Source organism: Streptomyces sp. NBC_01017 (assembly GCF_045162795.1).
In the GTDB taxonomy this organism is placed as follows: Bacteria; Actinomycetota; Actinomycetes; order Streptomycetales; family Streptomycetaceae; genus Streptomyces; species Streptomyces machairae.
Genome location: NZ_CP108683.1, coordinates 5,073,885 through 5,095,572, shown reverse-complemented (window position 1 = coordinate 5,095,572; position 21,688 = coordinate 5,073,885). Strand labels below are relative to the sequence as shown.

Here is a 21,688-nt window from a genome sequence, read left to right as displayed (position 1 = left end):
TGTCACTGTCCCGGGTTCGGGAAGACGACGCTGCTGAGCGCGTTGCTGGGGCTCGTCGGGTCCGGTGAGCGGATCGTCCTCGCGGAGGACTCGGCGGAACTCAGGCCGGACCACCCGCATGTCGTACGGCTGGAGAGCAGACCCGCCAACCAGGAAGGCGCCGGGCTCGTCACCCTGGAGGACCTGGTGCGCCAGGCGCTGCGCATGCGGCCGGATCGGCTGGTCGTGGGCGAGGTGCGAGGGTCCGAAGTGGTCCATCTGCTGGCCGCGTTGAACACCGGCCACGAGGGAGGCTGCGGGACCGTCCACGCCAACGCGGCGGCCGACGTGCCGGCCCGACTGGAGGCACTCGGCACGGCGGCCGGCCTCGACCGGGCCGCGCTGCACAGCCAGTTGGCGGCCGCGCTGTCGGTCGTACTCCATCTCGTGCGTGACCGGAACGGGCGGCGGCGGATCGCCGAGGTGCATGTCCTTGAGCGGGACCCGTCGGGCCTGGTGCGGACGGTGCCGGCGCTGCGGTGGGGCGCGGAGGGGTTCGTGTTCGAGCGGGGATGGGAGCGGCTGCGGGGGCTGCTTCGGGAGGAGGGCGATCGCGGGGCGGAGGTGTGAGCGGAGGTGTGAGGGGGCGGGGGCGTGAGGCGTTGGCGGGCGGTCTGCGGGGTTGGCGGGCGGTCGTGAGGAGCGCGAACTACGGGAGGGCGCCGCGACGTGAGGGACGCGAATTCGTGAGGGATGGGCGGTCGTGAGGGGCGCGGGACGTGAGGGCTGTGCAGGCGTGAAGGGTGTGGGTGATCCGGATGGGTGAGATGTCGTTGGGCGCTGCCGTGGCCTGCCTCGGGGCGGCGGTCTGGTTGCTGGGTGGGCGGAACTCCGGGGCACGGCGGGCGGAGTTGCTGCTCGCGGGCGGTGGGTCTGTGGGGGCCGGGCCGCCCGACTGGCGGCAGATGGTTCGGGAGCTGCGGCGGCTTCGCGGGCGGTTGCGGGCCGAGTGGTGGGCGCCGGTCGTCGGGTTGGTGGTGGCGGTGCTGGGGTCGTCGGTGCTGCCGGTCGTCGCGGGGGCGGCCGGGGTGCCGGTGCTGCGGCGGGTACGGCTGGCCCGGGAGGCGAGGCGGGCACGGGAGCGTCGCGGGGACGCGGTGATTGCGCTGTGCGGGGCGCTCGCCGGGGAGGTGCGGGCCGGGCGGCAGCCGGGTGAGGCGTTGCTGCGGGCTGCGCGGGACTCCGGTGGGCTCGGCGAGGCGCAGGCCGCGGTGCTGGCGGCGGCACGGTTCGGCGGGGATGTGACGGGCGCACTCGCCTCCGCGGCACGGAAGCCGGGCGCCGAGGGCTTGTCGGGCCTGGCGGCGTGCTGGCGAGTGGCCGTGGACCAGGGTGCGGGGCTCGCCGCCGGACTTGATCGGCTGGAAGGGGTGTTGCGAGCCGAGCGGGACCAACGTACCGATCTGCGTGCGCAGTTGTCGGGCGCTCGCTCGACCGTGGTGATGCTCGCCGGTCTGCCGGTCCTCGGATTGCTGCTCGGCGCCGCCATGGGGGCTGAACCGTTGCGGGTGCTGCTGCATACCGGGGCGGGGATCGGGTGCCTGGCCGTCGGGGGCGTGCTGGAGGGGCTGGGGATGTGGTGGGCGCTGCGGATCGTGCGGGGAGCGGAGGCGACGTGAGGACTCGAACCGATCGAGGGCGTGAGAGGGAGGTGGCGTCGTGAACGCGGAAGTTGTCCACAGGGTGGGGATGGCTTTGGGGGCGACGGTGGTCGTCGGGTGGCTGTTGAGGTGGTCGGTCGCGGCCCGGAACGAGAGAAGGGCCCGGCGACGGCTCGCCGAATTGATGACGACGATCGACTTGGCATCGAGTCGCCGGCGGTTCGACGTGCGGCGGGGTGTGCGGCGAGGGCTGCCCATGGCGGCTGTCGTGGCGGCCGGTTGGGCGGTGGTGGGCGGTGTCGCCGGGCCGGCGGTGGGGCTGGTCGTCGCAGGCGGGCTGTTGGTGTGGCGGCGTCGGCAAGAAGCCGTCCGCCCCGCGGAGGAACCCGACGCCGGTGAAGTGGACAGGCAACTTCCACTCGCGGCGGATCTGTTGGCGGCATGCATCGCTGCGGGAGCCGGCCCGGTGATCGCGGCACAGGCCGTCGGCGAGGCCCTGGGCGGCCCCGTCGGGGACCGCCTGGCGCGAGGCGCAGCTGAAGTACGGCTCGGCGGTGAACCGGGCAAGGCATGGCAGCGGTTGGCCTCGTTGCCGAGGGCCGGGGCGCTGGCGCGGCTGCTGGAACGGGCCGACGTGTCCGGGCTCCCTGCGGCCGGGCCCGTCGCGCGGATCGCCGCGGAGGCCCGCGCCGACTGGGCACGCGCGGCGACGGAACGTGCCAGGCGAGCGGCCGTCATGGTCAGCGCGCCGGTGGGGCTGTGCTTCCTGCCCGCGTTCATCGCAGTCGGAGTGGCGCCCGTCGTGATCGGGCTGGCGGGTGGGGTGCTGGCAGGGGGTGGCGGATGAGGAGGTGAGGCGCGAGTCGGCTGCGGATCAACAGGAGATTCAGCGGATCAGAGGGCCCTTCAACGGTTCAGCGGGACTTTCAACAGTGCAGTAGCAAACATTCAACAGCTGGTTTCAAAGGAACCGAGCTCTACGGGGGTTTGAGATGTACAAGGCGGTACAGACACGGATGCGCGCCCTGGTGTGCAGGATGCGGGCGGCGCGGAGGGACGCGGGGATGGTCACCTCCGAGTACGCGATGGGGATCGTCGCGGCGGTGGCGTTCGCGGTGGTGCTCTACAAGGTCGTGACGAGCGGCCAAGTCAGCGCGCAGCTGCAGGACATCGTGAAGCAGGCGCTCGATGCGCGGATGTGAGCCGAGGACCGGGAGGAGGAGCCGGCGAGGGCCGGGCAGGCTCGGGGTTCGGGGTTCGGATCGGGGGTTCGTGACGGCGGAGTCGGCTGTCGTGCTGCCCGTGCTGGTGATGTTCGCGATGGCGTTGGTGTGGGGGCTGCTCGTGGTGGCCGCGCAGATCCAGTGCGTGGACGCGGCTCGGACGGGCGCCCGCGCGGCAGCCCGGCAGGATCCGGCCGACGCGGTCATCGAGGTCACCCGGGAGGCAGCACCGCGCGGCGCGACGGTCACGGTCGGCCGGGAGGGGGACGAGGTCCGCGTGATCGTCGTGGCCAAGCCGCCGGTGCTGGGCGGCATTCCCTTCGAGGTACGGGAGGAGGCCGTGGCGTCGGCGGAGGACAAGGTGGGGGCGGGGACATGAGAAGGGGTTGGGCAGTACGCATTGGGTCTGGCGCCGGGGAGGGCCCCGGGCGCGGGGCGGCGCGCGGTCGGCGGTCCGGGCGGGTCGCCGGTGCAGATGCCGAGGCCGAGTGGGGCCAGGGCCAAGGCCAAGGCCAAGATCAGGGCAGGGCATGGGGCCGCGTGGCCGGACGGCATGAGGGCCATGACCGGGCCTGGTGCAGAGTGATCCGGCGGCGCGCCGTCGCCCTCCGTTCCGATCGCGGCTCCGCCACCGTCTGGAGCGTCGGCGCCATCGCCGTACTCTGCGTCGTCTTCGGCGTCGTACTCGCCCTGGGCCAAGCCGTCACGACCCGGCACCGCGCGGCCGGCGGTGCGGATCTCGCGGCGCTGGCGGCGGCCGACCATTGGGCTGAGGGCGGTACGGCGGCCTGCGCCCGGGCGGAACGAGTGGCCGAGGCGCAGGGCGTGCGGCTGGTGAGGTGTGTGCTGGTGGGGGAGGTGTCGGATGTGACGGCGACGTCGGGTCGCGGGCCGTTCGCGGCGGAGGTCAGGGCGCGGGCGGGGCCGGCGGGGCCCGCCGGGCCGACGCGGGCGTTGCTGCCGCCGGGGCCTCAGCCGTTCGGCCCTGAGGGGACGGATCGGCTGACGGGGAGTCCGCAGGTTTTCCTGAGGACGCAGGTCCTTCCTGAGGGCACCGACCCGCCGACGCCGCCCCCCTGACCGGTTGCGTGGCCACACCGGCCACCGGCCGATCCCCCTGCCGCTGCTGCCCAAGGGCCGGGGGGAGAGGCTCTCTCGCCCGCTTCGGGACAGACCCGCCCCCGGGGCCAGGGGTTGGCTTTCGCTTCCTGTGCGCGACAGCCGCGCCCCCTGGGGCCCGGGCCGGTCCTGGCGCAGCTTCCCCTCACCGATCCGGCACAGCCTCCCCCGAGCCGCGAGAGCATCCCCTTACCGATCCTGCGCAGCCTCGCCCCCGAGCCGCGAGAGCATCCCCCTACCGATCCGGCACAGCCTCGCCCTCCCGAGCCGCGACAGCGTTCCCCTCCCGCTCCATGGCAACCTCGCCGTCCCCACCCACCCCAGGCTCCCCCGCCTCCTCCGGCGCCCCCCGCAACAGCACAGTGAGCAGTCGCACGGCCCCCCGCTTGTGCAGCGGATCGTTGCCGTTGCCGCACTTGGGGGACTGGATGCAGGACGGGCAGCCTGCGTCGCACTCGCAGGAGGCGATGGCCTGGCGGGTGGCGGTGAGCCAGCTGCGAGCGGTGTGGAAGGCGCGCTCGGCGAAGCCCGCGCCGCCGGGGTGGCCGTCGTAGACGAAGACCGTCGGGAGCAGCGTGTCGGGGTGCAGCGGGATCGAGACGCCGCCGATGTCCCAGCGGTCGCAGGTCGCGAAGAGGGGCAGCAGGCCGATCGAGGCGTGCTCGGCGGCGTGCAGGGCGCCGCCGAGGATCTCCGGGTTGATCCGGGCCTCGTCCAACTGGTCCTCGGTGACCGTCCACCACACCGCGCGCGTACGCAGCGTACGAGGAGGGAGGTCGAGCTTCGTCTCGCCCAGTACTTCGCCGGTGATCAGCCGACGCCGCAGGAAGGAGACCACCTGGTTGGTGACCTCGACGGAGCCGTAACACAGGCGGCCGTCACCCCAGGGGACCTCGATGTCCGTCTCCAGGACGGAGATCGCCGTCGTGTCGCGGGCGACCGTCGAGTACGACGGGGCGGCCTCCTCGACCAGGGCGACCGAGTCCTCCAGGTCGAGGGAGCGCACCAGATACGTACGGCCCTGGTGCAGGTGCACCGCGCCCTCGTGCACCGTGCCGTGCGCGGCGCCCGCGTCGACGGTGCCGAGCAGCCTGCCCGTCCCGGACTCGACCACCTGGACCGGGGTGCCGCCCTCACCGCGGATGTCGGTCAGGTCGGCGGCCCGTTCCCGGCGCGTCCAGTGCCAGGCCTTCGTGCGGCGGCGCAGTAGCTTCGCGGCCTCCAGCTGCGGCAACAGCGCCTCGGTCTCGGGGCCGAACAGTGCCAGGTCCTCGTCCGTCAGCGGGATTTCGGCGGCGGCTGCGCACAGGTGGGGGGCGAGGACGTACGGGTTGTCGGGGTCGAGGACCGTTGACTCCACCGGACGGTCGAACAGGGCCTCGGGATGGTGGACGAGGTAGGTGTCCAGCGGGTCGTCGCGGGCGACCAGGACGGCCAGCGCGCCCTGCCCGGCGCGCCCTGCCCGGCCCGCCTGCTGCCACAGGGACGCGCGCGTGCCCGGGTAGCCGGCGATCAGCACGGCGTCCAGGCCGGAGACGTCGATGCCGAGCTCGAGGGCGGTGGTGGCGGCGAGGCCGAGGAGTTCGCCGGAGTGGAGGGCCTGTTCCAGGGCGCGGCGTTCCTCGGGGAGATAGCCGCCGCGGTACGCCGCGACACGCCGGGCGAGGGAGCGATCTACCTCGGCGAGGCGTTCCTGCGCGATGACGGAGATCAGCTCGGCGCCACGCCGAGAGCGTACGAAGGCGACCGTGCGGGTGCCCTGGACGGCGAGGTCGGTCAGGAGGTCGGCCGTTTCGGCGGTGGCGGTGCGGCGGACGGGGGCGCCCTTCTCGCCCTGGAGCTCGGTGAGCGGCGGCTCCCAGAGGGCGAAGACCAGCTCGCCGCGCGGGGAGGCGTCGTCGGAGACCTCCACCACCGGAAGGCCGGTGAGACGGCCGGCGGCGACCGCGGGCTCGGCGGCGGTCGCGGAGGCCAGGAGGAAGACGGGAGAGGCGCCGTAGCGGGCGCACAGGCGGCGCAGGCGGCGCAGGACCTGGGCGACGTGGGAGCCGAAGACACCGCGGTAGGTGTGGCACTCGTCGATGACGACGTACTTCAGCGACTTCAGGAAGGAGGACCAGCGGGGGTGGGACGGGAGTATGCCGCGATGCAGCATGTCGGGGTTGGTCAGCACGTAGTTGGCGTACTGGCGGATCCACTCGCGTTCCTCGAACGGAGTATCGCCGTCGTACACGGCCGACCGTACGGAATTGCCCAGCGGATGTGAAAGTTCCTTCACCGAACGGCACTGATCCGCCGCAAGAGCTTTGGTCGGAGCCAGGTAGAGGGCGGTGGCGCCACGCCCGTTCGGCGCCTCGGAGCCGTCCAGAAGTGTCGACAGGACCGGCACCAGGTAGGCCAGGGACTTGCCCGACGCCGTGCCCGTGGCGACGACCACCGAGTCGCCGTCCAGGGCGTGCTCGGCGGCGCGTGCCTGGTGGGCCCAGGGATGTTCGATTCCGGCCGTCTGTACCGCGGCGATGACCTCGGCGCGGATCCGATCAGGCCAGACGGCATGGCGACCGGCGCGCGGGGGCACATGCTCCGTATGAGTGATGCGCGAAGCCCGGTTCGGTCCCGAGGCGAGCCGTCCCAGCACCGTGCCCGGGTCCACCCGGGAAACGGGGCCCGTCGGGGATCGATCGGATCGGAGATTCTTGGCCATCGGCACCGAGTGTGTCACTGGCGTGACGGACAATGGGACCAAGGCGTCGTGCACGCCTGCCGGTAAGTGATTGAATGCCATCGCGGCTGGCGAACCGTCCAGGGGGCTGTAAGCCGAGATGTCCCTAGGGACGACCGCTCGATAGCAAGGTGCTGGAGGATCCGTGGACCTGTCCCTGTCGACCCGTACCGTCGGCGATCGTACGGTCGTCGAGGTCGGTGGCGAAATCGACGTATATACCGCGCCCAAGCTGCGCGAGCAGTTGGTCGAGCTGGTGAACGACGGGAGTTTCCACCTCGTCGTCGACATGGAGGGCGTGGACTTCCTCGACTCCACCGGGCTCGGCGTGCTGGTCGGCGGCCTGAAGCGTGTGCGTGCCCATGAGGGCTCCCTGCGCCTGGTCTGCAACCAGGAGCGCATTCTGAAGATCTTCCGTATCACCGGCCTCACCAAGGTGTTCCCGATCCACACCTCGGTCGAGGAAGCGGTAGCGGCTACCGACTGATCACCGGACCCGGGCACGCCGTACAGCGGCGTGCCCGGGTCCGCAGAAGGTGAAAGCGAAGGGGGACTGGGCTTTCGGCGGCCCGGTCCCCCCGACAGCACGCCCGTAGTTCTGAGGGGGATGCATGGCCACCGTTGAACTCCGCTTCAGCGCGCTGCCCGAGCACGTCAGGACCGCCCGACTGGTGGCGGCAGCGGTGGCGCGCAGGGCCGGAGTGGACGAGGCCGTACTCGACGAGGTCAGGCTCGCCGTCGGCGAGGCCTGTACCCGTGCCGTCGGACTGCACCAGAGCGTCGGCATCACGGCGCCGGTGAAGGTGGCGCTGATCGAGGAGGAGAAACAGTTCTCCATCGAGGTCGGCGACGAGGCACCACGCTCCGTTCCCGGTGAACGGTCAGCCGGTGCCGCAGGCGGCGACGGCGAAGTTGAGGCCGAGGAGGACGAGATGGGCCTCGCGGTCATCAGCGGACTCGTCGACGACGTCGAGGTCTCCGCCGGGGAGCACGGTGGGCTGATCCGTATGACCTGGCCGACCACACCGCCGGCCGCGGTGCTCGCCTGACCGAACCATCCACCCGTCTCATCGCGAAGGGGCCCTGCTCAGCAGGGCCCCTTCGCGTTTTTCCGCAGAGTGCGCGGGAATTCGTGAATGAATTCACGATCAATCCGCCGATAGTTTGATCAAGTAAACGCGGGCGTCAATGGTTTTGGGGCATTAGCGCTTTCGGGTTCCGTGGCGGTACGCCGATCATTTGCTGAACGGCATGTGAAGGCTGATTCCGTTTACCGCGCTCTGTTTTGATCAGGTTCCGGTACCTAGAATCCGTCCACATCTTGAGCTCAGCCCAAGCGTCAAGGAGGACGAATGGCGGGGCTTCCTACCCCTCATCAGCTGGACCAACCCACTACCCTCGCAGCCGCGGTGCTGACGGACGACAACCGGATCATCATCACGATCATCGGTGTCGTCGCACTGGCAGCGCTCGTGGTCGCCGGAGTCCTGGTACGCCAGGTGCTCGCGGCGGGCGAGGGCACCGACAGCATGAAGAAGATCGCGGCCGCGGTCCAGGAAGGAGCCAACGCCTATCTGGCCCGGCAGCTGCGCACGCTCGGTGTATTCGCCATCGTCGTGTTCTTCCTGCTCATGCTGCTTCCCGCGGACGACTGGAATCAGCGCATCGGCCGATCGGTGTTCTTCTTGATCGGCGCCGCGTTCTCGGCGGGCACCGGTTATATCGGCATGTGGCTCGCCGTGCGCAGCAATGTGCGCGTTGCCGCAGCCGCGCGCGAAGCGACCCCGGCGGAGGGTGAGCCGGAAAGGGATCTCACCGCCGTCTCGCACAAAGCCATGAAGATCGCTTTCCGCACCGGCGGCGTCGTCGGCATGTTCACGGTGGGGCTCGGCCTGCTGGGCGCCTCCTGTGTGGTGCTGGTGTACGCGGCCGACGCGCCGAAGGTGCTCGAAGGATTCGGCCTCGGCGCCGCGCTGATCGCGATGTTCATGCGTGTCGGCGGCGGCATCTTCACCAAGGCCGCCGACGTCGGCGCCGACCTGGTCGGCAAGGTCGAACAGGGCATTCCGGAGGACGACCCGCGCAATGCCGCGACCATCGCCGACAATGTGGGCGACAACGTCGGCGACTGCGCGGGCATGGCGGCCGACCTCTTCGAGTCGTACGCCGTGACCCTGGTCGCCGCGCTGATCCTCGGGTCGGCGGCGTTCGGTGACTCCGGGCTCGCCTTCCCGCTGATCGTGCCGGCGATCGGCGTGATCACCGCGATGATCGGCATCTTCGCCGTGGCACCGCGCCGCAGCGACCGCAGCGGCATGACGGCGATCAACCGCGGGTTCTTCATCTCCGCGGTGATCTCGATCGTGCTGGTCGCGGCCGCCGTCTACATCTACCTGCCGTCGTCGTACGCCGACCTCGACGGCATCACCGACGCGGCCATCGCGGCCAAGGACGGCGATCCGCGGATCCTCGCGCTCGTCGCCGTGGTCATCGGCATCGTGCTGGCCGCTGTCATCCAGCAGTTGACCGGCTACTTCACCGAGACCAACCGCCGCCCGGTCATGGACATCGGCAAGACCTCGCTCACCGGTCCCGCCACCGTCATCCTCGCCGGTATCTCTGTCGGTCTCGAATCCGCCGTCTACACCGCCCTGTTGATCGGCCTCGGTGTCTACGGGGCGTTCCTGCTCGGCGGTACGTCGATCATGCTGGCGCTGTTCGCGGTGGCGCTGGCCGGCACCGGCCTGCTCACCACGGTGGGTGTGATCGTCGCCATGGACACCTTCGGTCCGGTCTCCGACAACGCGCAGGGCATCGCCGAGATGTCCGGCGACGTCCAGGGCGCGGGCGCCCAGGTGCTCACCAACCTGGACGCGGTCGGCAACACCACCAAGGCCATCACCAAGGGCATCGCCATCGCCACCGCCGTCCTGGCGGCAGCGGCGCTCTTCGGGTCGTACCGCGACGCCATCACCACCGGCGCACGGGACGTGGGCGAGAAACTCAGCGGCGAGGGCGCGCCGATGAACCTGATGATGGACATCTCGCAGCCCAACAACCTCGTCGGTCTGATCGCGGGCGCGGCGGTCGTCTTCCTCTTCTCGGGGCTCGCCATCAACGCCGTGTCGCGGTCGGCGGGTTCCGTGGTGTACGAGGTGCGGAGGCAGTTCCGCGAGCGCCCCGGGATCATGGACTACACGGAGGAACCGGAGTACGGCAAGGTCGTCGACATCTGCACCAGGGATGCCCTGCGCGAGCTCGCCACGCCCGGACTGCTCGCCGTATTGGCGCCCATCTTCATCGGGTTCACGCTAGGGGTCGGTGCCCTGGGCGCGTTCCTGGCGGGCGCGATCGGCTCCGGCACGCTGATGGCGGTGTTCCTCGCCAACTCCGGCGGCGCCTGGGACAACGCCAAGAAGCTCGTCGAGGACGGCCACCACGGCGGCAAGGGCAGCGAGGCCCACGCCGCGACGGTGATCGGCGACACGGTCGGCGACCCGTTCAAGGACACCGCCGGTCCCGCGATCAACCCGCTGCTGAAGGTGATGAACCTGGTCGCACTGCTCATCGCGCCCGCGGTCATCCAGTTCAGCTACGGCGAGGACAAGAACGTCGGGGTACGGGTCGTGATCGCCGTGCTCTCGCTCCTTGTGATCGTCGGCTCGGTGTACGTCTCCAAGCGGCGCGGTATCGCCATGGGTGACGAAGGCAACGCCGACAGGGTGGCCAAGCCGGCCGACCCCGCGGTGGTTTCATAGCCGGTCTTACGACGGCCCAGCTCAAGATGCGGGCGGGCGGCGCGCGTTGGCGTGCCGCCCGCCCGCCTTGTGTCCGTTCACGCCCTAGCCGTGACCCTTCTCTCACATGGTGCAAAGAATTAGGTAACGCCATGAATGCCGCATTCCGCTCGGGGTCGCCTCCCGGCATCCGTGTAAGGTCCGGTGGCCGAGAGCCACGGAAGGGACCAAACCGGTGAACAAGAAGCTCACGGCCGCACTGTCCGGCGGTGCGGTGCTGCTGCTGGCGCTGACGGGATGCACGAGCGACGAGGGCAACCCGGAGCTGGACGCCTGGGCCAAGAAGGTCTGCGACGCGGTGCCGGCGCAGAACGCGAAGATCTCGGCGGCCTACGTCGCGATCACCAAGGCGGCCAAGGACACCACCAGCACGCCCAAGGAGCTCCAGCAGGCCGATTCCGAGGCCTTCCAGGACCTTGCCGACGGCTACAAGGCGCGCGCGAGCCTCATCAGCAACGCCGGTGCGCCTCCCGGCGTCGAGAACGGCGCGAAGGTCCAGCAGGACGTCGTCAAGAAGCTCACCGCGCTGTCCGCGGCATACGGCGACCTGAAGAAGCGGGTCGACGGCCTGGACACCAAGAACCAGGCGAAGTTCGCGTCCGGCCTCAAGGACGTGTCGGCCGAGATGAAGCAGGTGGAGACCCAGCGCAAGAGCGCCGTCCAGGCGCTGAAGACGCTGGAGTCGGGCGACACCAAGAAGGCGCTGACCTCACAGGAGGGCTGCAAGCAGGCCGCCTCGGTGACCGCGTCGGCCGCGGCTGCCGACAGCTGAGCCCCCTCAGCGCGCGGGCGCGGGTCACAATGAGGGCGTGAGTGACTCCAGCCTGCCTGCCCTGCCCGCGTCCGACCGCCACGATGTAGCCGCCCGGCTGCGGGAGGCCCTGCTCGGGGCCTCCTTCACCGCCGACGGGTTGCTCGAACTGCTCGGCGCGCCCGCGTACGCGGCGCTCGCGCGCAGCGAGACCGTGCCCGCGCTCCGGGCGACCCGCGGAGACACGCCCCTGGAGGCGCTCGTACGGCTGTTCCTGTTGCAGCAGCCCGTCCCGCACGCGCGCGTGGCGGGTGTTCTGCCCGTCGACGCGTGCCTGGAGAGCGGGTGGCTGGTCCGCGTCGGCGGGAACCCGGCCGGGCCCGGGGACCCCGGCGACGACGTCGCCGCGACCGTCGACGTACGGCCGTACGGCGGGCCCGCGGGCGAGGACTGGTTCATCGTGTCCGACCTGGGGTGCGCGGTCGGCGGTGCCGGCGGCATCGGCAGCAAGGACGAGGGCGTCGTCCTCGGCGTCGGCGGGGCGTCCACGACCCTCGCAGGCATCACCGTCCGTACGCCCGTCTCCTCCGCCCTGGACCTCGGCACCGGTTCCGGAATCCAGGCGCTCCACGCCACGCAGCACGCCACGCGCGTGACGGCGACCGATCTCAACCCGCGCGCGCTGGACATCACCGCGCTCACGCTCGCGCTGTCCGGCGCCCCGACCGCGGATCTGCGGGAGGGCTCGCTGTTCGAGCCGCTCAAGAACGGTGAGACGTACGACCTGATCGTCTCGAACCCGCCCTTCGTGATCTCGCCGGGCGCGCGGCTGACGTACCGCGACGGCGGCATGGGCGGGGACGATCTGTGCCGGTCGATCGTTCAGGGGGCGGGGGAGCGGCTGAGCGAGGGCGGGTTCGCGCAGTTCCTCGCCAACTGGCAGCACGTGGAAGGGGAGGACTGGCAGGACAGGCTGCGGTCGTGGGTGCCGCGCGGGTGCGACGCATGGATCGTGCAGCGCGAGGTCCAGGACGTCACGCAGTACGCCGAGCTGTGGCTCAGGGACGCCGGCGACCACCGGGGTGACGCGGCCGAGTACCAGGCGCGGTACGACGCGTGGCTGGACGAGTTCGAGGCGCGCAAGGTGAAGGCCGTCGGGTTCGGGTGGATCACCCTGCGCAAGACGTCGGCCGCCGTGCCCGCGATCACGGTGGAGGAGTGGCCGCACCCTGTCGAGCAGCCGCTCGGCGAGACGGTCCGGGAGCACTTCGACCGGCTCGACTACCTGCGTGCCAACGACGACGCCGCCCTGCTGGAGGACCACTTCAGGCTCGCCGCGGAGATCGTGCAGGAGCAGATCGGGATGCCCGGCGCCGAGGACCCGGAGCACGTGGTGCTGCGCCAGCACCGTGGCATGCGCCGGGCCACCCAGGTGGACACGGTCGGCGCGGGCTTCGCGGGCGTGTGCGACGGCTCGCTGAGCGCGGGGCGCATTCTGGACGCCATCGCCCAACTCATGGGCGAGGACCCGGTGCTGCTCCGCGACCGTACGCCCGCGCAGATCCGGCTGTTGGTGGAGCAGGGCTTTCTCGAGCCGGCCAGGTCATAGGCACAGTTCATGCGTCCGGCGAAATGATCCGCAAGAAGGGCTCCGACAACGCCGCCAAGCCGTACGGCATCAAATTCGGGTCGATCTGGACGCCGGGTACGGAGAAGATCATCCACGGCTGGATCGGAGAGGTGAGACCAGGGGGCGGACCAGGAGTGTGACCGGAGAGGGGCGTGGGTCTCGTGGGTCCACGAGCCCATTCCGGGGCGCTTCGGGGCGGCTGAGTCCACCGGGGCGGAAGTCCACAGGCGCGTCGGCTCCTCGTTCACCTCAGGTTCGCCTGTACGCCGTCCGTGCGTGTCAGCCTCGCCGGGCTGGGCGCATACTGACGGGAGAAAAGGGGCAAGCGGAACCATGGAAACGGGACCGGCGCTCTTCGCCGGGGTTGTGTTCGCCCTGTTCGGAGGTGGGCTGCTGGCCTGGACCGTGGTCCGGGTGCGGCAGCATCAGCCCGTCGCTCAGGGTGTGAGTCCCGTCGCATCGGCGACCCTCGCGGGCCTTGTCTCGGTGATCGCGCTGATCATCGGAACGTGGTGCTTCACCCGACTCTGAGAACGGCCCACGAGCTGGGCGGCCGGTAATTGGGAGGCCCTCTTCCGGAAAGGCTCGAAAAGGCCGGTGGGCACTCCGGGCGGCAGGAATGGCGGAAGTCGGGTTACCGTTCGAGTGGCCGTTGCGGGCTTTTCCCGTTTGACAACCGGGCGGGATGTACCGTCACACTCCGCAGCGTCACCACCACCCGACCCCGGGATCCAAGCGACCCTGGGGAGGCCCCAGCGTCGACCGGAGAGAAGAGCGAAGTTGTCCCCGACCAGCGAGACCGCACAGGGCGGCCGCCGACTCGTCATCGTCGAGTCGCCTGCCAAGGCGAAGACGATCAAGGGCTACCTGGGCCCCGGCTACGTAGTCGAAGCGAGCGTCGGGCACATCCGCGACCTTCCGAACGGCGCCGCGGAGGTGCCGGAGAAGTACACCGGCGAGGTCCGTCGCCTCGGCGTGGACGTCGAGCACGACTTCGAGCCGATCTATGTCGTCAATGCCGACAAGCGGGCTCAGGTCAAGAAGCTCAAGGACCTGCTGAAGGAGTCCGACGAGCTCTTCCTCGCCACCGATGAGGACCGCGAGGGCGAGGCCATCGCGTGGCACCTCCAGGAAGTGCTCAAGCCCAAGGTCCCGGTCAAGCGGATGGTCTTCCACGAGATCACCAAGGCCGCGATCCAGGCCGCCGTCGCCAACCCGCGCGAGCTGAACCAGAAGCTGGTCGACGCCCAGGAGACCCGCCGCATCCTCGACCGCCTCTACGGCTACGAGGTCTCGCCGGTCCTGTGGAAGAAGGTCATGCCGCGCCTGTCGGCCGGCCGTGTCCAGTCCGTCGCCACGCGGCTCGTCGTGGAGCGGGAACGCGAGCGCATCGCGTTTCGTTCTGCTGAGTACTGGGACCTGACGGGCACCTTCGCGACCGGCCGCGCCGGGGATTCGTCGGACCCGTCGTCGCTGGTCGCCCGCCTGCAGACCGTCGACGGCAGGCGCGTCGCGCAGGGCCGCGACTTCGACTCCCTCGGACAGATCAAGAGCGCGAACACCCTCCACCTCGACGAGGCGAACGCCCGCGCCCTCGCCGCCGCCCTGGAGAACACGCGGTTCGCGGTGCGGTCCGTCGAGTCCAAGCCGTACCGCCGCTCGCCGTACGCCCCGTTCCGTACGACGACCCTGCAGCAGGAGGCGAGCCGCAAGCTCGGCTTCGGCGCGAAGGCCACGATGCAGGTCGCGCAGAAGCTGTACGAGAACGGCTACATCACGTACATGCGTACGGACTCCACGACGCTGAGCGACACGGCCGTCACGGCGGCCCGCGCCCAGGTCACGCAGCTCTACGGCGCCGACTACCTGCCGTCGGCCCCCCGGACGTACGCCGGGAAGGTCAAGAACGCGCAGGAGGCGCACGAGGCGATCCGCCCCTCCGGTGATCGCTTCCGCACGCCCGCCGAGACCGGGCTGACCGGCGACCAGTTCAGGCTCTACGAGCTGATCTGGAAGCGGACGGTCGCCTCGCAGATGAAGGACGCGACCGGTAACTCGGTCACGGTCAAGATCGGCGGCGCGTCGGCCGACGGACGGGACGTCGAGTTCAGCGCGTCCGGCAAGACGATCACCTTCCACGGCTTCCTGAAGGCCTACGTCGAGGGCGCCGACGACCCGAACGCCGAGCTGGACGACCGTGAGCGGCGCCTGCCGCAGGTCAGCGAGGGCGACGCGCTCAGCGCCGAGGAGATCACGGTCGACGGGCACGCCACCAAGCCCCCGGCCCGCTACACCGAGGCGTCGCTGGTCAAGGAGCTGGAAGAGCGGGAGATCGGCCGCCCGTCGACGTACGCGTCGATCATCGGCACGATCCTCGACCGCGGCTATGTGTTCAAGAAGGGCACGGCCCTGGTGCCGTCCTTCCTGTCCTTCGCCGTGGTCAACCTCCTGGAGAAGCACTTCGGGCGGCTCGTCGACTACGACTTCACCGCGAGGATGGAGGACGACCTCGACCGCATCGCCCGCGGCGAGGCCCAGTCCGTGCCGTGGCTGAAGCGGTTCTACTTCGGCGAAGGCACCCACAACGGCGGCGCGGCCGAGGCCGGCAACGGCGACGGGGACCACCTCGGTGGCCTCAAGGAGCTGGTGACCGACCTGGGCGCGATCGACGCGCGTGAGGTGTCGTCGTTCCCGGTGGGCAACGACATCGTGCTGCGCGTCGGCCGCTACGGCCCGTACATCGAGCGCGGCGAGAAGGACTCCGAGAACCACCAGCGGGCGGACGTCCCCGAGGACCTGGCCCCGGACGAGCTGTCCGTGGAACTCGCGGAGGAACTGCTCGCCAAGCCGAGCGGTGACTTCGAGCTCGGTGCCGACCCGCAGACCGGCCACCAGATCATCGCCCGTGACGGCCGCTACGGCCCGTACGTCACCGAGGTGCTCCCCGAGGGCACCCCGAAGACCGGCAAGAACGCCGTGAAGCCGCGTACGGCCTCGCTGTTCAAGTCGATGGCGCTCGACACGGTGACGCTGGAGGACGCGCTCAAGCTGATGTCGCTGCCGCGTGTCGTCGGCACGGACGCGGAGGGCGTGGAGATCACCGCGCAGAACGGCCGCTACGGCCCGTACCTGAAGAAGGGCACCGACTCGCGCTCGCTGCAGGCCGAGGAGCAGCTCTTCACGATCACGCTGGAAGAGGCGCAGGCGATCTACGCCCAGCCCAAGCAGCGTGGCCGTGCGGCCGCCAAGCCGCCGCTGAAGGAGCTGGGCACCGACCCGGTGAGCGAGAAGCCGGTCGTCGTCAAGGACGGTCGCTTCGGGCCGTACGTCACCGACGGGGAGACCAACGCGACCCTGCGCTCCGGCGACAGCGTCGAGGAGATCACCCCCGAGCGCGGCTTCGAGCTGCTCGCCGAGAAGCGGGCGAAGGGGCCCGCCAAGAAGACGGCGAAGAAGGCTCCCGCGAAGAAGGCGACCGCCAAGAAGGCCGCCCCGGCAAAGAAGACGGCCGCCAAGAAGACCGCGGCGAAGAAGACGACGACGGCTGCGAAGAAGACGACGGCCAAGAAGACGACCGCCAAGAAGGCGACGGCTTCGAAGTCGGCGAGCGAGGACTGAGCCGCCGCCTCCGTGAGGAGCGATCGGTCTTCGTGAAGTCCAACCGGGCGCTCACGGAGGCCGATTGAGGGGTCCGGTTCCTCACTTCCGGTTCGCAAAACGAACGCCTCGGCATCAGTTTGGTGTCGGGGCGTGCGTACGTTCGGGCGGGAGCACCGGGCTGTCGGTGGGTCCCGATAGGCTGAACGCATGACGCGAGCCGACCAGCCAACGGCCCACCACCCCGCCCCCGACGACGCCCTGGCCGCGGACTCCCGCGAGCGTGCCGTCCGCGCCCTGCTGCGCCGACCGCAGCTCAAGCGGCTGTGGAGCGCGCAGCTGGTAGGGGGTGTCGGCGACATCCTCGCCCTCCTGGTGCTGGTCCTGCTGGCCCTTCAGACGGCGATCGCCGAGGGGTCGTTCGGCGGCGGTTACCGGGGCGTGGCGTTCGCAGTGGCGACCGTCTTCGGGGTGCGCATCCTGGCGACGCTGCTCTTCGGCGCCGTACTCCTCGGCCCGCTGACCTCGCTGACCTCGCAGGAAGGCCCGCTCGACCGGCGCTGGACCATGGTCGGCGCGGACGGCCTGCGGGCCGCCATGCTGATCGTCGCGCCCCTGTGGATCGACTGGACGCCGGACAATGCGCTGGCGCTCCTCCTGGTCACGGTCTTCGTGACCGGCGTCGCCGAGCGCTTCTGGACGGTGTGCCGGGAGAGCGCGGCGCCCGCACTGCTGCCGCCCCCGCCGCCGGAGGGCGCGACCGTACGACCGCTGCCGGACCACATGGACGCCCTGCGCCGCCTGTCGCTGCGTACGAGCTTCGTGGCGGTCCCCCTGGCCGCCGCCGCACTTGTCGTCGCGGCCCTGCTGAACAACCTGCTCGGTACCGGTCTCGACTGGTTCGAGCAGCACCAGGCGGCCCTCGCGTCGTACGTCGCGGCCGGTCTGTTCGCCGCTTCCCTGTCCGTGCTGACCTTCCTGGAGCTGCCCGACACGCGCACCCCCCGCGCGCGGTCGCCGCTCGAGGGGCTGCGCCGTCCGAAGACCGGCTCCGGCGTCGACAAGGGTCGTACCGGCGCCATCCCGCTGCTGGTGACGGCATGCGCGGCCGTCGCCGGGGCGGTGGCCGCCGCGGTCGCCGTGTCCGTGCTGCACGCCAAGGACCTGGGCGGCGGCCCGGTGCTGTACGGCCTGCTGGTGCTTGTGCTGACCGGCGGCGTGGTCGTCGGCATCCGTACGGCGCCCTCCGTGCTGCCCTCCCTGTCGCGGCGCCGGCTGCTGGCGCTGGTGATCGCCTTCACCGGCGTCGCGCTGCTCGCCGCGGGACTCGTCCCGGACGTCACCACCGTGCTACTGATCCTCGCGCTGGCCGGGATCGGCGCGGGTGTGGCCGCCAACACCGGGCACACCCTGCTCGACCAGGAGGCCGAGGAATTCCGGCGCGCGCGCACGACGGAGCATCTGCACGCGGTCGTACGGGTGTGTGTGGCGCTCGGCGCGGTGATCGCGCCGCTGGTCGCCGCCCTGATCGGGCCGCACCGGCTGGAGAGCGGCAAGTTCGTCTTCGCGCACGGCGGAGCGGCGTTCACGCTGATGCTGGTCGGGGCGCTGCTGCTGCCGGTGGCCGTGCTGGTGCTGGCCAAGGTCGACGACCGCTCCGGTGTGCCGCTGCGCCACGACCTGCGGGACGCACTGCTCGGCGGCGACGACCCCGAGCAGGTGCCCGCGGCGGCCGGCTTCTTCATCGCCCTGGAGGGCGGCGACGGCGCCGGGAAGTCCACCCAGGCCGAGGCGCTCGCGGAGTGGATCCGCGGCAAGGGCCACGAGGTCGTCGTCACGCGCGAGCCCGGGGCGACGGCGGTCGGCAAGCGGCTGCGGTCGATCCTGCTGGACGTGTCGAGCGCGGGCCTGTCGCACCGGGCCGAGGCGCTGCTGTACGCGGCGGACCGCGCGGAGCACGTCGACACGGTGGTCCGGCCCGCCCTGGAGCGCGGCGCGGTCGTGATCTCGGACCGGTACGTCGACTCCTCGGTCGCCTACCAGGGGGCGGGCCGTGACCTGTCCCCGACGGAGATCGCCCGGATCAACCGCTGGGCCACGAACGGACTCGCGCCCCATCTGACGGTGCTGCTGGACGTCTCGCCGGAGATCGCCCGCGAGCGGTTCACCGAGGCGCCGGACCGGCTGGAGTCGGAGCCGGCGGAGTTCCACGCGCGCGTGCGCTCCGGGTTCCTGACACTGGCCGCGTCCGACCCCGGGCGGTACCTGGTGGTGGACGCGGGCCAGGAGCCCGAGGCGGTGACGACCGTCATCCGGCACCGGCTCGACCAGATGCTGCCGCTGTCGGAAGCGGAGATCCAGGCGCAGGAGGAAGCGCGCCGCAAGGCCGAGGAGGAGGCCCGCCGCAAGGCCGAGGAAGAGGCCGCCCGCAAGGCCGAGGAGGAGCGCCTGGAGCGTGAGCGCCAGGAGCAGCTCGCCCGGCTGCGTGCCGAGGAGGAGGAGCGCAAGCGGCGCGAGCTGGAGGAGGCGCAGCGGCGCGAGGCCGAGCGGCAGGCGGAGGAGGCCCGGCTGCGGGCCGAGGAAGCACGTCGGCGGGCCGAGGAGGAGCGGCAGCGGCTCCTCGCGGAGGAGAAGGTGCGCGCCGAGGAGGAAGCGCGCCGCAAGGCCGACGAGGAACGTCGCCGCAAGCAGGCCGAGGAAGAGGCCCGGCTGCGGGCCGAGGCGGAAGCGGTCCGCGTGGAGAAGCAGCGCAAGGCGGAGGAGGCCCTGCTGCGGGCCGAGGAGGCGAGGCGGCTCGCTGAGCAGGCGGCGGCGCAGGCCCAGGCGGGCCCGAAGCCGGCGGCGCCCGCTGCCGGTGCTGCACCTGGGGACGCGTTGACGGTGCCGACGCCGGTCGTTACGCCGGGGCAGACGCCGGGCGGGGCCTCGGACGAGACGACTGTGCTGCGGCCGGTGCGGGATCGGGATGAGGAGCGGCGGGGGACGGACGGTGAGGGATCTTCGGGCGACCGTGCCTCCCGTGACCGTGCTTCCGGCGGCCGTGCATCCGGGGAGTCCGAAGCCGAGGTGACCACGAAGCTGCCGCAGCCGCCGGCACCTTCCGGAGCGGCTGACGAGACGGCCGTGCTGCCGCCGGTGACGCCCGGTGCCGCCGATGAGACCGCTGTGCTGCCGCCGGTTCCGCCGGGGGCCGCGGATGAGACGGCGGTGCTGCCTCCGGTGTCCGGGGAGTCCGCGGACCGGGTCCCGCCGGGGTACTTCCGGCAGGAGGAGGAGCGTACGCGCGAGATGCCTCAGGTCGACGAGGCCGGGGCACCGCGCCGAAGGGCTCGCTCCGACTGGGCTGAGGAGACGCCGCTCGATGACCTGCCCACGTTGGCGGACGAGCTGCTGGGGCCGCACGAGGACGAGGACGGCGGCCGGGGGCGGCGGCGCTGAGGTCGTTGGGGTTGAAGCCGGGCGGAGCCGAGAGCCGGCCGCGCTGAGATCCGCCGCGCTGAAATCTGGCGGTGCTGAGATCTCAGCGGTGCTGAGATCTGGTGGCGCTGAGGTCGGTTGGTCAGCCGGGTGTGGGATGCCGCTCGGCGCGAGTCGGTTCCGTGCGGGGTCGGCTCGGGGTACGGCCGGCTCGGCGCGGGGACCGCTCGGGGCCGGTCGGCTCGGTGCGATGGTGGGGTCGGCGCAGGCCGGTTCCGCCCGCTCCGTCACTCGTTGTCAGTGGCGCCCCGCACAATGGATCCCGCACCGCGAAATGTGAGCGAAGGGCGGCGTGACCCGTGAGCGTGTGGGACGACCTGGTGGGACAGGAGAGGGTGAGTGAGCAGCTCGGTGCTGCCGCTCGGGACGCTGATGCCCTCGTCACCGCCGTTGCCTCCGACGCGCCGCCCCCCGAGGCGTCCAAGATGACGCATGCCTGGTTGTTCACGGGACCACCCGGGGCGGGGCGGAATCAGGCGGCGCGGGCCTTCGCCGCCGCGTTGCAGTGCGTCAGCCCTGACAGAGCGCTGGGTGGCGCCCCCGGATGCGGCTTCTGCGACGGATGCCATACGGCACTTGTCGGCACGCACGCCGACGTCACCACCGTCGCCGCCGTCGGCGCCCAGATCCTCGCCGACGACATGCGGGACACCGTCCGTAAGTCGTTCACGTCGCCGGCGAACGGCCGCTGGCAGGTCATCCTGGTCGAGGACGCCGAGCGGCTGAACGAGAAGTCCGCCAACGCCGTGCTGAAGGCAGTGGAGGAGCCCGCCCCCCGCACGGTCTGGCTGCTCTGCTCCCCCTCCATCGAGGACGTCCTGCCCACCATCCGCTCCCGCTGCCGCCACCTGAACCTGAGCACGCCCTCGGTCGACGCCATCGCCGACATGCTCGTACGGCGGGAAGGCATCGAACCGGAAGTCGCAGCCGCCGCGGCCCGCGCCACCCAGGGCCACGTCGACCGGGCCCGCCGCCTTGCCACCGACCCCGCCGCCCGCGAGCGCCGGGCTGCCGTGCTCAAGCTGCCCCTCCGGATCGGCGAGGTCGGCGCCTGCCTCAGAGCCGCCCAGGAGCTGGTGGACGCCGCAGCCGAGGACGCGAAGCAGCTTGCCGAGGAGATGGACGCCAAGGAGACCGAGGAGCTGAAGGCGGCGCTGGGTGCGGCCCAGGGCGGCAGGATGCCGCGCGGCACGGCGGGCGTGATGAAGGACCTGGAGGACAAGCAGAAACGGCGCCGTACACGCACGCAGCGCGACAGTCTCGACCTCGCACTGACCGACCTCACCGCCTTCTACCGCGACGTTCTCGCCCTGCAGCTGGGCTCCCGCGTCGCTCTCGCCAACACCGACGCCGAGGACGCCCTGGAGCGCCTTGCCCGCGACAGTTCCCCGGAGTCCACACTCCGCCGTATCGAGGCGATTGCCGCCTGCCGGGACGCGCTCGACCGCAATGTGGCGCCGCTGCTGGCGGTGGAGGCGATGACCATGGCACTCAGAGCGGGCTGAGTCGCCGGGTGGGCCGATGCCCCCGGCAGGGCACCCGCGAGTGATCAATTGGAGGTTGACCATGTAACACGTACGAGCCGCGATGTGTACGCACGGCATCCAAGCCACTGCACAGAGTTACGCTCGCCAAATGCACACCAGGCCCAGCTCTCCAGTCAGCCCCGACCCGAGCCCCAGCGGGCAGGGCGCACGCCACCGCCGCTCGACCTCCCGGCGGGCCGGCACGT

The 21,688-nt window shown here is 71.2% G+C and carries 16 protein-coding genes and 1 pseudogene; 16 read left to right on the top strand and 1 reads right to left on the bottom strand.

Annotated elements, in window-relative coordinates; genetic code table 11:
- Positions 1 to 12: 12 nt before the first annotated feature.
- From OG331_RS23090 to OG331_RS23065, 6 genes and pseudogenes are all read left to right on the top strand, one after another.
- Positions 13 to 609 (top strand): annotated as a pseudogene (locus OG331_RS23090) (CpaF family protein); the annotation flags it as partial.
- Positions 610 to 797: 188 nt separating this feature from the next.
- On the top strand, positions 798 to 1,658 hold the full coding sequence (locus tag OG331_RS23085; RefSeq protein WP_406199195.1) for a type II secretion system F family protein: 861 nt from the start codon (positions 798 to 800) through the stop codon (positions 1,656 to 1,658).
- 40 nt (positions 1,659 to 1,698) lie between these two features.
- Positions 1,699 to 2,487, top strand: a complete 789-nt coding sequence (locus OG331_RS23080) for a type II secretion system F family protein (RefSeq protein WP_406199193.1) — start codon at positions 1,699 to 1,701, stop codon at positions 2,485 to 2,487.
- A 145-nt stretch (positions 2,488 to 2,632) separates the two neighbouring features.
- Positions 2,633 to 2,842 carry a DUF4244 domain-containing protein gene (locus OG331_RS23075; RefSeq protein ID WP_406199191.1) on the top strand — a complete coding sequence of 70 codons (210 nt, stop codon included), beginning with the start codon at positions 2,633 to 2,635 and terminating at the stop codon, positions 2,840 to 2,842.
- Positions 2,829 to 3,242, top strand: a complete 414-nt coding sequence (locus OG331_RS23070; protein WP_406199189.1) for a TadE family type IV pilus minor pilin — start codon at positions 2,829 to 2,831, stop codon at positions 3,240 to 3,242. The genes OG331_RS23075 and OG331_RS23070 overlap by 14 nt, the downstream gene beginning before the upstream one ends.
- Before the next feature lie 203 nt (positions 3,243 to 3,445).
- Positions 3,446 to 3,943, top strand: coding sequence for an Rv3654c family TadE-like protein (locus OG331_RS23065; protein WP_406210226.1), 498 nt, complete (start codon positions 3,446 to 3,448; stop codon positions 3,941 to 3,943).
- A gap of 274 nt (positions 3,944 to 4,217) precedes the next feature.
- Here the strand turns inward: OG331_RS23065 and OG331_RS23060 are convergent, their stop codons facing one another.
- Positions 4,218 to 6,767 carry a DEAD/DEAH box helicase gene (locus OG331_RS23060; RefSeq protein ID WP_406199187.1) on the bottom strand — a complete coding sequence of 850 codons (2,550 nt, stop codon included), beginning with the start codon at positions 6,765 to 6,767 and terminating at the stop codon, positions 4,218 to 4,220.
- Positions 6,768 to 6,849: 82 nt separating this feature from the next.
- On the opposite strand from OG331_RS23060, the gene bldG reads away from it, so the two are divergent.
- The 10 genes from bldG (at position 6,850) to OG331_RS23010 (ending at position 21,461) form a co-directional block, all read left to right on the top strand.
- Positions 6,850 to 7,191, top strand: coding sequence for an anti-sigma factor antagonist BldG (gene bldG / locus OG331_RS23055; protein ID WP_003975386.1), 342 nt, complete (start codon positions 6,850 to 6,852; stop codon positions 7,189 to 7,191).
- A gap of 124 nt (positions 7,192 to 7,315) precedes the next feature.
- Positions 7,316 to 7,753: an ATP-binding protein gene (locus tag OG331_RS23050; protein WP_328880201.1), complete on the top strand. Its 438-nt coding sequence runs from the start codon at positions 7,316 to 7,318 to the stop codon at positions 7,751 to 7,753.
- A 303-nt stretch (positions 7,754 to 8,056) separates the two neighbouring features.
- Positions 8,057 to 10,462 carry a sodium-translocating pyrophosphatase gene (locus OG331_RS23045; protein ID WP_406199185.1) on the top strand — a complete coding sequence of 802 codons (2,406 nt, stop codon included), beginning with the start codon at positions 8,057 to 8,059 and terminating at the stop codon, positions 10,460 to 10,462.
- Between the two features lie 214 nt (positions 10,463 to 10,676).
- Positions 10,677 to 11,273 (top strand): small secreted protein, encoded by a 597-nt coding sequence (locus tag OG331_RS23040; protein WP_406199183.1) that lies wholly within the window; start codon positions 10,677 to 10,679, stop codon positions 11,271 to 11,273.
- 37 nt (positions 11,274 to 11,310) lie between these two features.
- Complete coding sequence (locus tag OG331_RS23035; protein ID WP_406199181.1) at positions 11,311 to 12,861, top strand: methyltransferase; 1,551 nt, start codon at positions 11,311 to 11,313, stop codon at positions 12,859 to 12,861.
- 23 nt (positions 12,862 to 12,884) lie between these two features.
- Positions 12,885 to 13,022 carry a hypothetical protein gene (locus OG331_RS23030; protein WP_406199178.1) on the top strand — a complete coding sequence of 46 codons (138 nt, stop codon included), beginning with the start codon at positions 12,885 to 12,887 and terminating at the stop codon, positions 13,020 to 13,022.
- 193 nt (positions 13,023 to 13,215) lie between these two features.
- A complete protein-coding gene (locus OG331_RS23025) occupies positions 13,216 to 13,413 on the top strand; it encodes a hypothetical protein (protein ID WP_328880197.1) in 198 nt (65 codons plus the stop codon).
- Positions 13,414 to 13,662: 249 nt separating this feature from the next.
- Positions 13,663 to 16,500, top strand: a complete 2,838-nt coding sequence (gene topA, locus OG331_RS23020) for a type I DNA topoisomerase (protein ID WP_406199175.1) — start codon at positions 13,663 to 13,665, stop codon at positions 16,498 to 16,500.
- 189 nt (positions 16,501 to 16,689) lie between these two features.
- On the top strand, positions 16,690 to 19,917 hold the full coding sequence (gene tmk, locus OG331_RS23015) for a dTMP kinase (protein WP_406199173.1): 3,228 nt from the start codon (positions 16,690 to 16,692) through the stop codon (positions 19,915 to 19,917).
- Positions 19,918 to 20,255: 338 nt separating this feature from the next.
- A complete protein-coding gene (locus OG331_RS23010) occupies positions 20,256 to 21,461 on the top strand; it encodes a DNA polymerase III subunit delta' (protein ID WP_406199170.1) in 1,206 nt (401 codons plus the stop codon).
- Positions 21,462 to 21,688 lie beyond the last annotated feature (227 nt).